General features: G+C 69.9%; 3 protein-coding genes. All 3 read left to right on the forward strand.

The window, feature by feature from the left end:
• Positions 1–9: 9 nt before the first annotated feature.
• Genes AC6JA9_RS22745 through AC6JA9_RS22755 form a run of 3 tightly spaced genes read left to right on the forward strand, consistent with a single transcriptional unit; the run spans position 10 to position 14,424 of the window.
• Positions 10–5,784 carry a type I polyketide synthase gene (locus AC6JA9_RS22745; RefSeq protein ID WP_497957819.1) on the forward strand — a complete coding sequence of 1,925 codons (5,775 nt, stop codon included), beginning with the start codon at positions 10–12 and terminating at the stop codon, positions 5,782–5,784.
• Positions 5,771–11,128, forward strand: coding sequence for an amino acid adenylation domain-containing protein (locus AC6JA9_RS22750; RefSeq protein ID WP_497957820.1), 5,358 nt, complete (start codon positions 5,771–5,773; stop codon positions 11,126–11,128). The genes AC6JA9_RS22745 and AC6JA9_RS22750 overlap by 14 nt, the downstream gene beginning before the upstream one ends.
• A gap of 35 nt (positions 11,129–11,163) precedes the next feature.
• Complete coding sequence (locus tag AC6JA9_RS22755; protein WP_497957821.1) at positions 11,164–14,424, forward strand: non-ribosomal peptide synthetase; 3,261 nt, start codon at positions 11,164–11,166, stop codon at positions 14,422–14,424.
• Positions 14,425–14,428 lie beyond the last annotated feature (4 nt).

A 14,428-nucleotide genomic window follows, 5' to 3' on the forward strand; every position in this document is an offset into this window, starting at 1 on the left:
TCGCAGCCCGTGGAGTCACTCGAGCCCACCAGCGACGCCGGGGCCGCGGTCGCCATCATCGGAATGGCGGGGCGGTTCCCGGGTTGCGCGGACATCGCTTCGTTCTGGCGCGCACTGAAGGCGGGCACGGAGACGCTCACGTTCTTCTCCGACGAGGAGCTGCGCGCCCGCGGTGTCCCGCCCGCATCGCTGGCCTCGCCGCACTATGTGCGGGCGAAGGGGGTGCTCGCCGGCGCGGAGCTGTTCGACGCGGCGTTCTTCGGCTTCAGTCCGCGCGAGGCCGAGCTGACGGACCCGCAGCAGCGGGTGTTCCTGGAGGTCGCGTGGTCGGCGCTGGAGCACGCGGGCTACACCTCGGACACCCACGCGGGCACCGTGGGCGTGTACGCGGGCGCGGGCTGGCCCAGCTACCTGCTGTTCAACCTCGCGACGCATCCCCACCTGCTCGGACCGGAGACGGGGCACCAGGTCCTGCTGGGCAACGACAAGGACAACCTGGCGACGCGGGTCTCCTTCAAGCTGAACCTCAAGGGGCCCAGCCTCACGCTGCAGACGGGCTGCTCGACGTCGCTGGTGGCCACGGCGGTGGCGCACCAGGCGCTGCTCACGTACCAGTGTGACCTGGCGCTGGCGGGCGGCGTCTCCATCACCGTTCCGCAGACGGGCTACCTGCACCAGCCGGGCAGCATCTTCTCGCCGGACGGACACTGTCGCGCGTTCGACGCGCGGGCCCAGGGCACCGTCATCGGGAACGGCGCGGCGGTCGTCGTCCTCAAGCGGCTCGAGGACGCGCTCGCGGATGGGGACAGCATCTACGCGGTCATCAAGTCCGCGGTCATCAACAACGATGGCGCGACGAAGGCGGGCTACACGGCGCCGAGCATCGACGGGCAGGCGGCCGCCATCATGGAGGCCCACGCCTCCGCGGGGGTCGACGCCCGGAGCATCACCTACGTGGAGGCCCACGGCACGGGCACCACCGTCGGAGACCCCATCGAGGTCGCCGCGCTGACACAGGCGTTCCGCGCCAGCACGGAAGCCACGTCGTTCTGCGCGCTCGGCTCGGTGAAGACCAACGTCGGGCACCTGGACGCGGCGGCGGGTGTCACGGGGCTCATCAAGACCACCCTCGCCCTCCAGCATGGGCAGCTGCCGCCGAGCCTGCACTTCGAGACGCCCAACCCGCGCATCGACTTCGCCAGCACGCCCTTCTTCGTCAACACCGCGCTCACCGAGTGGAAGCCCCAGGGGTTCCCCCGGCGCGCCGGCGTCAGCTCCTTCGGCCTGGGCGGTACGAATGCCCACGCCATCCTGGAGGAGCCTCCCGTCACCACGCGCACCAAGCCCGTCGCGGGGCCGCACCTGCTCGTGCTCTCCGCGAAGACGAGCGAGGCGCTGGAGCAGGCGACAACGAACCTGGCCCATCACCTGGACGCGCATCCGGAACTGGAGCTCGCGGACGTGGCCTACACGCTCCAGGTCGGACGCAAGCCCTTCGCGCATCGCCGCGTGTTGGTGTGCCACGGCCTCGCTGACGCGGCCTCCGCGCTGGGCACGCGCGACGCACGGCGCGTGCGCACCCGGCATACGGAGTCTCCGGCCCGGGGCGTCGCGTTCCTCTTCAGCGGACAAGGCAGCCAGCACGTCGGCATGGCACGCGAGCTCCACCGGACGGAGCCGACGTTCCGGGAGCACGCGGACCGGTGCTTCGACCTGCTCCGGAGTCGCCACGGGGTGGATCTCCAGGCCCTGCTCTACCCGCCGGACTCGCAGCGCGAGCTCGCGGCCGAGAAGCTGAAGCGCACGGAGAATGCCCAGCCCGCGCTCTTCGTCATCGAGTACGCCCTCGCGCGGATGTGGATGGCCTGGGGCCTGCGGATGGACGCGGCCATCGGCCACAGCCTGGGGGAGTACGTCGCCGCGACGCTGGCGGGCGTGTTCTCGCTGGAGGACGCCCTGGCGCTGGTCGTCGCTCGGGGCCGCCTGATGCAGGCGCTCCCGCCCGGCGCCATGCTCGCCGTCCCACTGTCGGAGCAGGAGCTGACACCGCTGCTGGGAGGCACACGCCTCAGCCTGGCCGCCGTCAACGCGCCCTCGTCCTGCGTCGTCTCGGGGACGACGGAGGATATCGCGGCGCTGCGACAGCAGCTCGATTCACGCGGGCTCGGCGGCAGTCTCCTGGAGACCTCGCACGCGTTCCACTCGGAGATGATGGAGCCGGTGCTGGCGCCCTTCGCGGCGCAGCTCCGACGCCTGCGCCTCGACGCGCCCCGGACGCCCATCGTCTCGAACCTCACCGGCACGTGGCTGACGGCCGCCCAGGCGACGGACCCCGACTACTGGGTCCAGCACCTGCGGCGCACGGTGCGCTTCTCCGCGGGTGTCGGTGTGTTGTTCGAGGACCGGCAGCGAGCACTCCTCGAGGTCGGACCTGGCAGGACGTTGACCCAGCTCGTCAGGAAGCATCCCGGACGCGCGCCCGCGCAGGCGGTGTTCTCGTCCCTGCCGCATCCTCGAGAGCAGACGTCGGACCTCTCGTTCGTGCTCGACACGCTCGGGCAGCTCTGGATGGAGGGGCTCTCGGTGGACTGGCCCAGGGCGCAGCGGGACGCACGTCCCCGCCGTGTCCCCCTGCCGACGTACCCCTTCGAGCGTCAGCGCTATTGGATCGACCCGGCTCGCGCGGAGGCCACCGAGGCGCCCACGCACTGGCAGCACGTGCTGGAGGCTGCGCGTGCCCAGGCGGAGAAAGAGCTCGCGGGCTTCGATGCCTCCTCGCATCAGCTCGACAAGCACAGCCTGGACGCGGCCTGCACCGCGTACATGAACGTGACGCTGCGCGCCCTCGGGGCCTTCCCGGATTCGAGCGCGGCGTACACGCGTGAGGAGCTCCTCGGACAGTGCCGGGTCATCGCCCGGTACGAGCAGCTCTTGTCCCGGTGGCTGCGACTGCTCGTGGAGGCAGGGCAGCTCGAACAGGACACGACGGGGCGCTATCGGTCGCTGCGACCGTGTTCCCTTGAAACGGTGCAGTCACGGGTGAGGGACGCGGAGGAGCGTTGGGCGAGGACGCCACAGGTGGTGGACCTCATCCGCCGGTGTGGTGACGCCCTGAAGGATGTCCTGCGCGGCGAGCAATCACCGACGGAGCTGTTCGCGTCCATCCTGGAGGGCTCGGCCGAGAAGGCGCAGACGGAGTTCGGGCTGAAGACGTACTACCGAGGCATCCTGCGCGCCGGAGTCGAGCGACTGGTGCGGCAGCTCGGGCCCGCCACGAAGCTCCGGGTGCTGGAGATTGGCGGCGGCACGGGCATCGCGACCACGGAGCTGCTCCCCATCCTGCCGCGCGAGCGCACCGAGTACACGTTCACCGACGTGGCGCCGCTGTTCCTGTCCCAGGCGAAGCGGAAGTTCAGCGCCTGGCCGTTCATGAAGTACGTCCCGCTGGACATCGAGCGCGCGCCCGAGGCGCAGGGGCTTCCCCTCGAGTCGTTCGACGTCATCGTCGCCGTCAACGTGCTCCACGCGACGCGCAACCTGCGCACCACGCTCGCGCACGTGCGCTCGCTCCTCGCGCCCGGGGGCTTGCTGCTCCTGGGCGAGCTGACCGAGCCCACGCCGGACTTCGCCATCACCTACAGCCTGATGATGAATCCGGTCGAGGACCCGGAGCGAGACCAGGGCAACCCCTTCTTCACGCCCGCGCAGTGGAGCGCGGTCCTCGGGGCCAGTGGGTTCAGCAGGACCGCGGCCGCGCCTGACGTGGATGTCCTGGGACAACACGCACTGCTCGCTCAGGCCTCTTCGTCACCGCTCTCGGGACAGTCGGTGGCGCCGGCCTTCACGGAGTCGACGCGGCTCGCGGGCGAGACAGAGCCTCGCGCGGCCTCGGGACTCACGAAGAAGGCCGACGTGGGCGACTGGTTCTACGTGCCCTCATGGAAGCGGGTGCCCCGTCATGAGCCGTCGGTTCTGGGTGATGCCGGGCACTGGCTGCTCTTCGTCGACGCGCTGGGCGTGGGCGACGCGCTGGCGGAGCGACTGGGCAACGACAGCATCACGGTGCGGGCCGGTACCGGCTTCCACCAGGACGGGCCGAATCGATTCACCATCGACCCGAAGGCGCCCGCCGACTACGACGCGCTCCTCGGCGCGCTCCAGGGACAGGGAATCACCCCGAGCAGGATGGTGCACCTGTGGAGTGTCACCGCCTCCGAGACCGCCACGGTGGGCCTCGCGGCGGTCGAGCAGGCGCGAGTGCTCGGACTCGACAGCCTGCTCCTGCTGGCGAAGACCCTGGGCAGCCGAGGCGTCACGGACGCGCTCCGGCTCTGGGTCGTGTCCAACGACCTGCATGAGGTCCACGGCGACGAGGTGGCTCCGGAGAAGGCCCTGCTGCTCGCGCCGTGCAAGGTCATCCCGCTGGAGTATCCGAACATCCAGTGCACCAGCGTGGACCTCGCGGTGCCGACCCGAGCGGGGCTCGAGGACCCGGTGACGCAGCTCCTGGAGGAGCTCCAGGCCACGTCATCGGAGGCCATCGTCGCGTATCGAGGCCCCCATCGTTGGGTGCGAACGCTCGAGCCGGTCCGATTGGAGGCCCCACCCGAGCCTCCGCCGGTGCTGCGAAAGCACGGCGTCTACCTGCTCACCGGCGGCCTGGGAAAGGTGGGCCTCACGCTGGCCGAGTACCTGGCGCGCGCCGTCCAGGCGAAGCTCGTGCTGACACAGCGCTCCCCCTTCCCGGACCCGAGGGAGTGGGACGCGTGGCTGTCCGCGCATCCCAAGGAGGACCCGACCCACCGTCACATCCTCGCGCTGCGCGAGCTGGAGCAGCTGGGCTCCGAGGTCCTGGTGCTCCGCGCGGACGTCGCCGATGCCGAGCAGATGCGGACGGCGCGCTCACGCGCCACCGAGCGCTTCGGTCCCATCCAGGGCGTCATCCACTCGGCCGGCGTGCTCGGTGACGGCGCCATCCAGCAGAAGTCACCCGGGGAGCTGTCGCGCGTGCTCGCGCCGAAGGTGCTGGGGACGCTGGTCCTGCACGACCTCTTCGCGGACGCGCCGCTCGACTTCTTCCTCCTCTTCTCCTCGCTCTCGGCCATCGAGCCGGGGTTCGGCCAGGTCGCGTACTCGGCGGCGAACAACTTCCTCGACGCGTTCGTCCACGGCCGGAGTGCGCGCGCCCATCGCCGCGTGGCGTGCATCAGCTGGGACGTGTGGCGGGGCGAGGGCATGGCCTACGACGCGCGCGCGCCGCGGGTACTCCAGAAGCTGAAGGAGGAGGACTTCGACCAGCGCGGCATCCTGCACCACGAGGGAGTCGAGGTCTTCCGCCGCGTCCTGGGGTCCAGGCTCCCGCACGTGCTCATCTCCACGTCCGACTACCTCCAGGTGATGAAGACGCGCGGGCGCGACCTCTCCGAGCTCTACATGGAGGCCCTGGGCGGGACCTCCCTGCACGCGCGACCGAAGCTGGGCAACACCTACGAGCGACCACGAGGAGAGACCGAGGAGTCGCTCGCCCCCCTGTGGCAGGAGCTGCTCGGCATCGACGGCATCGGCGCGACGGACGACTTCTTCGAGCTGGGCGGGGACTCGCTCATCGGCACGCAGCTCATCTCCCGGGTGAACAGGAGCTTCGGCGTCAAGCTGTCCACGAAGAGCATCTACACGCACCCCACCCTCCGAGGCATGTCGACGGCCATCGACGAGGCGCTCATCGGCACGGTGAGCGCGGACAAGCTCGCTGAGATCCTGAGGAAGCTCGATGGCGACAAGTGAGCCCGGGTCGGGCCACGAGCACCCGACCTTCGTCGACCTGCTGGAGCATCGGGCGGAGCACCAGCCCGAACGGCTCGCGTTCACCTTCTTGGGGGACGACACGGCCCAGGGCGCGTCGCTGACCTACGCGCTCCTCGCCAGGAAGGCGAAGGCCATCGCGGCCACGCTCCGGGAGTCGAGTCACGTCGGAGACCGCGCGCTCCTGCTCTACCCCTCCGGCCTGGACTTCATCGCCGCGTTCTTCGGCTGCCTGTACGCGGGCGTCGTGCCCGTGCCCGCCTATCCGCCCCGGCGCAACCAGAAGGTCCAACGCCTCCGGTCCATCCTTTTGGATTCGGAGCCCACCGCCATCCTCACGCTGTCCCCGCTCGCCGACGGCATCCGCGCGCACTTCGCGGAGCAGCCCGAGTTCGCGCGAATGAGGCTGCTGTCGACCGACGAGGTCGAGGACTCGCGCGCGACCGCCTGGCGCACTCCCGCCCTGGAGGGAGGCACGCTCGCCTTCCTCCAGTACACGTCGGGGTCCACGTCGACGCCCAAGGGCGTGATGGTCAGCCACGCGAACCTCCTCCACAACTCCGGGCAGATCCGCCGGGCCTTCGGGCTCGGGCCCCAGGACGTGTCGGTGACGTGGCTGCCGAGCTTCCACGACATGGGGCTCATCGACGGGATCCTCCAGCCGATCTACGCGGGGTTCCCCGCGCACCTCATGTCCCCCACGTCGTTCCTGCAGCAGCCCATCCGCTGGCTGAAGGCCATCTCGGACCTGCGCGCGACGCACTGCGGAGGGCCGAACTTCGCCTACGAGCACTGCGTGCGCAGGACGACGCCCGAGCAACGAGCGGGGCTGGACCTGAGCTGCTGGACCATGGCCTACAACGGCGCGGAGCCCATCCGCCGCGCCACCCTGGATGCGTTCGCCGCGACCTTCGCGCCGCAGGGCTTCAGCCCTCGGAGCTTCTATCCCTGCTACGGCCTGGCCGAAGTCACGTTGATGGTCACCGGAGGGCTCGTCGAGGCGCCGCCTGTCTACTGTGACGTGGACACCGAGCGACTGGAGCGACACGAGGTCGCGCCCGCGTCCGAGGGAGACAAGGCTACGTCGCTGGTCGGATCGGGGCGGGTCCATCCCGGCACGACGGTGGTCATCGTCGACCCCGAGTCTCGGACCCGCCGCGGCGCGGACGAGATTGGCGAGGTCTGGGTCTCGGGTGGAAGCGTCGCCATGGGCTACTGGCGGAACGCGGCGAAGACGGAGGAGACCTTCCACGCCCACCTCGCCGACACGGGAGAAGGACCGTTCCTGCGAACCGGAGACCTGGGGTTCTTCCGAGGCGAGGAGCTCTTCGTCACGGGCCGCCTCAAGGACCTGCTCATCATCCGGGGGCGCAACCACTATCCCCAGGACCTGGAGCTGACCGTCGCCCGGAGTCATCCCGCGCTGCGGCCCGATGGGGGCGCGGCGTTCTCCGTCGTCGTGGACGGCACCGAGCGGTTGGTCATCGCGCAGGAGGTCGAGCGCGTCTCGCTGCGCAAGGCGAACGTCGAAGCGGTCATCGCGGCCATCCGTCACGCCATCGCCGAGCACCACGAGTTGCAGGCGCACGCCGTCATCCTGCTCAAGCCCGGGCAGCTCCCGAAGACCTCGAGCGGCAAGATCCAACGAAGCGCGTGTCGCGCGCGCTTCCTCGAAGGGACCTTCGAGTCCATCGGAGACAGCGTCCTCGCCTCGGACGCTATCGAGACGCCGAGGACCGTCCTCGCACGGGAGGAGCTGCTCACGCTCCCCAGGCTGACCGGGTGGCTCCAGCAGGTCGTCGCGCAGGTCCTGCGCCTGCCCGTCTCGCAGGTCGATTCCACGCGAACGCTCCTTCAGCTCGGAACGGACTCCCTCGCCGCGACGGAGCTCCAACACCGGTTCGAGACGGAGCTCGGCGTGAGCGTCTCGCTGGTCCTGTTCCTCCAGGACAGCACGCTGGAGCAGCTCGCCGCGCACCTCCTGGAGGTCCTGGGCAACGCGTCGACACACGTCACCGCGCCGTCCATCACGAGCGAGTCGTCGGCTCCGCCCACCCATCCGCTCTCGCGCGGACAGCAGGCGCTGTGGTTCCTCCACCAGCTCGCCCCGGAGAGCGCGGCCTACAACGTGTCGTTCGCGGTGCGCATCGTCTCCGAGCTGGATGTGGAGCTGCTGAAGGAGGCGCTCGGCCTCCTGACCACGAGACACTCCGCGCTCCGCACGTCGTTCGAGGCGGTCTCAGGTCAGCCCGTGGCGCGCGTGCACGAGGCACCCGCCCTGGAATTCGCGAACCTCGACGCCCGGGGCTGGAGCCAGGACGCGCTCGACAAGGCGGTGATGGAGCACACCCATCGCCCCTTCGACACACGAGTCGCGCCGCTCCTGCGAACCCGACTGTTCCACAGGGCCGCCGGAGACCACGTCCTGGTGCTGACCGCGCATCACCTGGTGACCGACTTCTGGTCGCTCGTGGTGCTGCTGGACGAGCTGGCTGTCGTGTACTCGGACCTCAAGGCCCGACGCCCGGTCTCCCTCCCCCCCGTCCTCGCGCAGCCTTCGCATCACGCGAAGTGGCAGGCGGAGCAGTTGTCAGGCCCTGCCGGCGATGACCTCTGGCAATACTGGCGGGAGCAGTTGGCCGGAGCGCGGCAGGTCCTCGCGCTTCCGACGGACAGGCCCCGGCCGCCGGTGCAGAGCTTCCGGGGCGCGGTGCACCTCTCCCGATGGGAAGGTGATCTCGTCGCGGGTGTGAGGAAGCTCGCGGCCTCGCACGGCGCGACGCCGTACATGCTGCTGCTCGCGGCCTATCAGCTCCTGCTCCACCGCTACTCAGGGCAGGACGACTTGCTCGTGGGGACCTCGGTGACGGGGCGGACCCGCTCCGAGCTGGCGGGTACGGTGGGCTATCTCGTGAATCAGCTCGCGCTCCGCGCACGGCTCACGGGCAACCCCACCTTCGAGGACTTCCTGCGGCAGGTCCGACAGACGGTGCTGGGCGCACTGGCCCATCAGGAATACCCGTGGGCCCTGCTCGTGGAGCGGCTGCAGCCCGAGCGCGACACGAGCCGCTCGCCGCTCTTCCAGACGATGTTCGTGCTGGAGAAGCCCCACCGCCAGCAAGCCATCGCGGCCCTGGTGACGGGCACTCCGGGGGCGTCCGCCGTCCTGGGGGACCTCACCCTCGCATCGGTGGCGCTGGAGCAGCACACGGCGCAGTTCGACCTGACGCTCAAGCTGACCGACGGCAGCGAGACGATGACGGCGGCCTGGGAGTACAGCAGCGACCTGTTCGACGCGGCGACGGTGCGGCGCATGGACGACCACCTGCGGGCCCTGCTCGTGGCCATCATCGAGGACCCGCGCCAGCGTGTGGAGGACCTCTCGCTGCTGAGCACCGTCGAGCGACGGCGCATCCTCGTGGAGTGGAACGACACCCGCATCCCCATCTCCGAGGAGCCGTGTTTCCACGAGCGCTTCGAGGCCCAGGCCGCGCGGACCCCGGACGCCATCGCGCTCGTTCAGGGTGACGTGGAGGTCACCTACCGCCAGCTCAACGAGAGCGCCAACCAGGTCGCCCGGCACCTGGTGCGGCTCGGCGCGGGACCGGAGAAGCTCGTCGGCCTCTGTCTCCCGCGCTCCATCGACCTGGTGGTCGGGCTGCTCGGTGTGCTCAAGGCCGGCGGCGCCTACGTCCCGTTGGATCCGTCGTACCCCCCGCAGCGACTGGCGTACATGTTGGAGGACGCGCAGGTCACGGTGTTGCTCACGCACCACGCGCTCCTGTCGCGACTGCCGGAGACCCGCGCGAAGGTCGTCCGCCTGGACTCGGATTGGGATGAGCTGGCGAGGAACGGACGCGAGAACCTGGGGCGCCAAGCCACGCCTGCGAATCTGGCGTACATCATCTACACCTCGGGTTCGACCGGGCGCCCCAAGGGCGCGCTCATCGAGCACCGCGGGCTGACGAACTATCTCGCCTGGTGCACCCGAGCCTACGAGGTCGCGAACGGCGACGGTGCGCCCGTCATCACCTCCATCGGCTTCGACGCCACCATCACCGGGCTCTTCGCGCCGCTCTGGGTGGGCCGCAAGGTCATCCTCGTGCGGGAGCAGGAGGAGCTCGCCGCGCTCGTGGAGCTGCTCCGGGAGCAACGCGACTTCAGCCTCGTCAAGCTGACGCCCGCGCATCTCGACGTGCTGCGAAGCTCCCTCCCGGCGAAGTGCGCCGAAGGGGCAACACGCACCTTCGTCATCGGCGGCGAGGCCCTCTCACGCGAGAGCCTGGGCTTCTGGCGGACACACGCCCCCTCGACGAGGCTCATCAACGAGTACGGCCCGACGGAGACCGTGGTCGGCTGCTGCGTCCATGAAGTCACCGACCTCGACTTCGCCGCGGGCACCGTGCCTATCGGCCGGCCCATCGCGAACACGCGGCTCTACGTGCTGGACGGCCACCTGCGCCCCGTCCCCATCGGAGTGCCCGGCGAGCTCCACATCGCCGGAGCCGGAGTGGCGCGCGGCTACCTGCGCCGCCCCGAGCTGACCGCGGAGCGCTTCCTGCCGGACCCCTTCCATCCCGAGCCCGGCGAGCGGATGTACAAGACGGGCGACCTCGCGCGGTATCTGCCGGACGGCACGCTGGAGTTCCTGGGGCGCATCGACGACCAGGTGAAGCTGCGTGGCTTCCGCATCGAGCTCGGAGAGATTGAAGCGGCCCTGCGCCAGCACCCCGAAGTCCTCGATGCCGCCGTCGCCGTGCGCGCCGAGGCCCAGGGTGACAAGCGGCTGGTCGCGTATCTCGTCTGGAAGACGTCCACCGCGCGGCCCGGAGTCGTGGAGCTGCGACGCTTCCTCGCCGACTCACTGCCGCCTTACATGGTGCCCTCGGCTTTCGTGACGCTCGCGGCGCTGCCGCTGACGTCGCATGGGAAGGTCGATCGACGCGCCCTGCCCGCTCCGGACACCTCGCGCCCGGAGCTGGCTGCTGCCTACGTCCTCCCCGGCACGGAGCTGGAGCAGACGCTCGCGGCGCTCTGGAGGTCCCTGCTCCGGGTCGACCGCGTGGGCGTGGACGACAACTTCTTCGAGCTGGGAGGCCACTCCCTCCTCGCGACCCAGATGCACCACCAGCTCCAGGAGATGCTGAAGCGTGAACTCCCGCTCGTGCAGCTCTTCCAGCACCCGACCATCCGCTCCCTCGCGGCCTACCTGAGCCGAGGCGACGAGAGCGCCACCGACAACACCGACCTGCAGCGCATCCAGGACCGCATCCGGAAGCAGAAGCGAGCGCTCGACCTGAACCGCCGGAAGAAGGACCGGTCGTAGCTCGCCCCTCACACCCTCACGAAGCGAACCTTCCCATGACCGCGACCAAGGACACCCTCGAGCTGCTCAACAGCCTTTCGCCGGAGAAGCGCGCGCAGGTTCTCAAGTCCCTGAAGCAGGAGGCACTTCAGACGCAGTCGCCGCGCATCACCCGGCGCGCGGACCCGCAGGCGCCGGTCCCCGTCTCGCTCGCGCAGAACAGGCTGTGGTTGTTCGAGCAGCTCCGCCCCGGTGGCCACGCCTACAACGAGGTGTCCGCGCTGCGCCTCGAAGGGACGCTCGACGTCGCGGTCCTCGAGCAAAGCCTCCAGGAGATCGTCCGCCGCCACGAGGTCCTGCGCACCTCCTTCGCCGAGGGCGCCGAGGGCCCCGTCCAGATCATCACTCCCACGGTGGCGACACGGCTGCACGTCGTCGACCTGGGTGGGCTCGCGGAGGCGGAGCAGTCCCGAGAGCTCCAGCGATTGATTGACGCCGAGTCCCGCCGTCCCTTCGACCTCACGAAGGGCGCGCTGCTGCGGACCACGCTGTTCCAGTTGGGAGCGCGCAAGAGCGTGCTGCTCACGGTGGTGCACCACATCGTCCTCGACGGCTGGTCCATCGGCGTCTTCCAGCGAGAGCTCGCGGAGCTGTACCGGGAGCTGAGCGCGGGCCGACCGTCTCCGCTGCGCGAGCTGCCCATCCAGTACGCGGACTACGCGGTGTGGCAGCGCCAGTGGATGAAGGACGACGTGCTCCAGCGGCAGCTCGAGTACTGGACGCGGCAACTGAAGGACGCGCCGCCTTTGCTGACGCTGCCCTTCGCGAATCCACGCCCGGAGACGGAGCGCTTCGCGGGCGCGCGGGAGTACTTCACGCTGGATGCGCAGGTCAGCAAGGGCCTGTCCGCGCTGAGCCGCCGCCTGAACGCGAGCCTCTTCATGACGTTGCTCGCGACCTTCCAGACGCTGTTGCACCGGTACACGGGTCAGACGGACATCCCCGTGGGCACGGTGGTGGCCAACCGCGAGCAGCCGGAGCTGGAGCAGCTCATCGGCTTCTTCGTGAACACCCTCGTCCTGCGCGGGGACCTGGGTGGCAACCCTCGCTTCGAGGAGCTGGTGGAGCGCACGCGCGCCACGGCGCTCGCCGCGTTCGAGCACCAGTCGCTGCCCTTCGAGAAGCTGGTGGACGCGCTCAAGCCCGAGCGCTCCCTCGGCTACAACCCGTTGTTCCAGGTCATGTTCATCCTGCAGAACATGCCGGCGTCGGACCTGACGCTGCCGGGGCTGACGCTCTCGCCCCTGGAGATTGGGAGCGTCACCGCGAAGTACGACCTGACGCTGGTGATGGACGAGACGCCCCACGGGCTGCACGGCCACTGGGAGTACAACAGCGACCTGTTCGACGCGGACACCATCCGGCGCATGAGCGGGCACCTGGAGGTGCTGCTGCGCGCGGTGGTCGAGAACGGGACCCGGCCCCTCGCGGAGCTGCCCCTGCTGCCCGAGGCCGAGGAGCGGCGGCTGCTCGTCGAGTGGAACCAGACGCAGCCGGCTGCGTTCCCCCTGGCGCCTTCACTGCACCGGCTCTTCGAGGACCAGGCCACCCGGACACCCGAGGCCGTCGCCGTGGCCCATGCCGGTCAACGCCTGAGCTACCGCGAGCTGGATGAGCGGGCCAACCAGCTCGCGCACCACCTGCGTGGCTTGGGCGTCGGGCCGGGAAAGCTCGTCGGCGTCTGCCTGCAGCGCGCTCCGGAGCTGCTCGTGGCGCTGCTCGGTGTGCTGAAGGCCGGTGGCGCCTACGTGCCGCTGGACCCGTCGTATCCCCCGCTGCGCCTGGGCTTCATGCTCGAGGACTCGAAGGCCGCGGTCCTCGTGACCCAGGACTCGCTGCGCACGCGGTTCGCCACGCACGGAGCGCAGGTGGTCTGCGTGGACGGGAGCGACCTCGCGAGACAGGGCAAGGAGCGCCCCACGCCGCTGGCCGGTGAGCACGACCTGGCGTACGTCATCTACACGTCCGGCTCCACGGGCATGCCCAAGGGCGTGCAGGTGACGCACCGGAACGTGGTGCACTCCACCATCGCGAGGTGGACGTACTACCGCGAGCCCGTGAGCAGCTTCCTGCTGCTGTCGTCCTACGCGTTCGACAGCTCCGTGGCCGGCATCTTCTGGACGCTGAGCCAGGGAGGCACGCTCGTGCTTCCCGAGGGCGAGGGCCTGCCCGACCTCGGCGTGCTCGGCGGGTTGATCTCCGCGCATCGGGTGTCGCACCTGCTGTGCATCCCATCGGTGTACTCGCTCCTGCTGGAGCAGGCCCGTCCCGAGGACCTCGCGTCCTTGAAGACCGTCATGGTCGCGGGCGAGACCTGCCCGCCCCGGCTCTTCGAGCAGCATCGCCGGGTCATCCCGACCGCGGCCCTCTACAACGAGTACGGCCCCACCGAGGCGACGGTCTGGTGCACGGTGCACAGGCTCGAAGAGGCTCCGCGGCGCGCGAGTGTTCCCATCGGTCGCCCCATCTCGGACACGCGCATCTACCTGCTCGATGCGCACCTGCACCCTGTCCCCATCGGTGTCCCCGGCGAGCTGCACGTCGGAGGCCCGGGGGTGACACGCGGGTATCTCAACCACCCCGAGCTGACGGCGGCGCGGTTCATCCGGGACCCTTCGAGCCAGGACACCGAGGCCCGGCTCTACAAGACGGGGGACCTGGCGCGGTACCTGCCGGATGGGAATCTCGAGTTCCTGGGGCGCGTCGATGACCAGGTCAAGGTGCGCGGCTTCCGCGTGGAGCTGGGCGAGGTCGAGGCCGTGCTGAGTCGCCTGCCCTCGGTCCGCGAGGCCGTGGTCGCCGTTCGTGACGATGAGCGCGAGAACAAGCGGCTCGTGGGCTACGTGGTCGCGGACGCGGGCGTGTCACTCACCGCGCTGAGGGAATCTGCGCTCCAGCAGCTCCCCAGCCATGCCGTCCCGTCCGAGCTCGTCCAGATGGACAGCCTGCCGCGGCTGCCGAACGGCAAGGTCGACCGGAAGTCACTGCCCGCGCCCGAGACGCTGCGCGTGACGACGCTGGCCCCTTCGCAGGCGCAGTGGACCGAGCTCCAGCGGACCATCGCCGCGCTGTGGAAGGAGGCCATCAACGTGGAGTCGGTGAGCCTGGACGACAACTTCTTCCAGATTGGTGGGGACTCGCTCTCTGTCGTGCGCGTGTTCAACCGGCTGCGGGAGGCGGTGGACAAGGAGCTGTCCATCACCCACCTCTTCAAGCACCCGACCATCCGCGCCCTCTCCGCGTTCATCGAGCCGTAGCCGT

It is taken from the genome of Myxococcus sp. MH1, assembly GCF_059738865.1.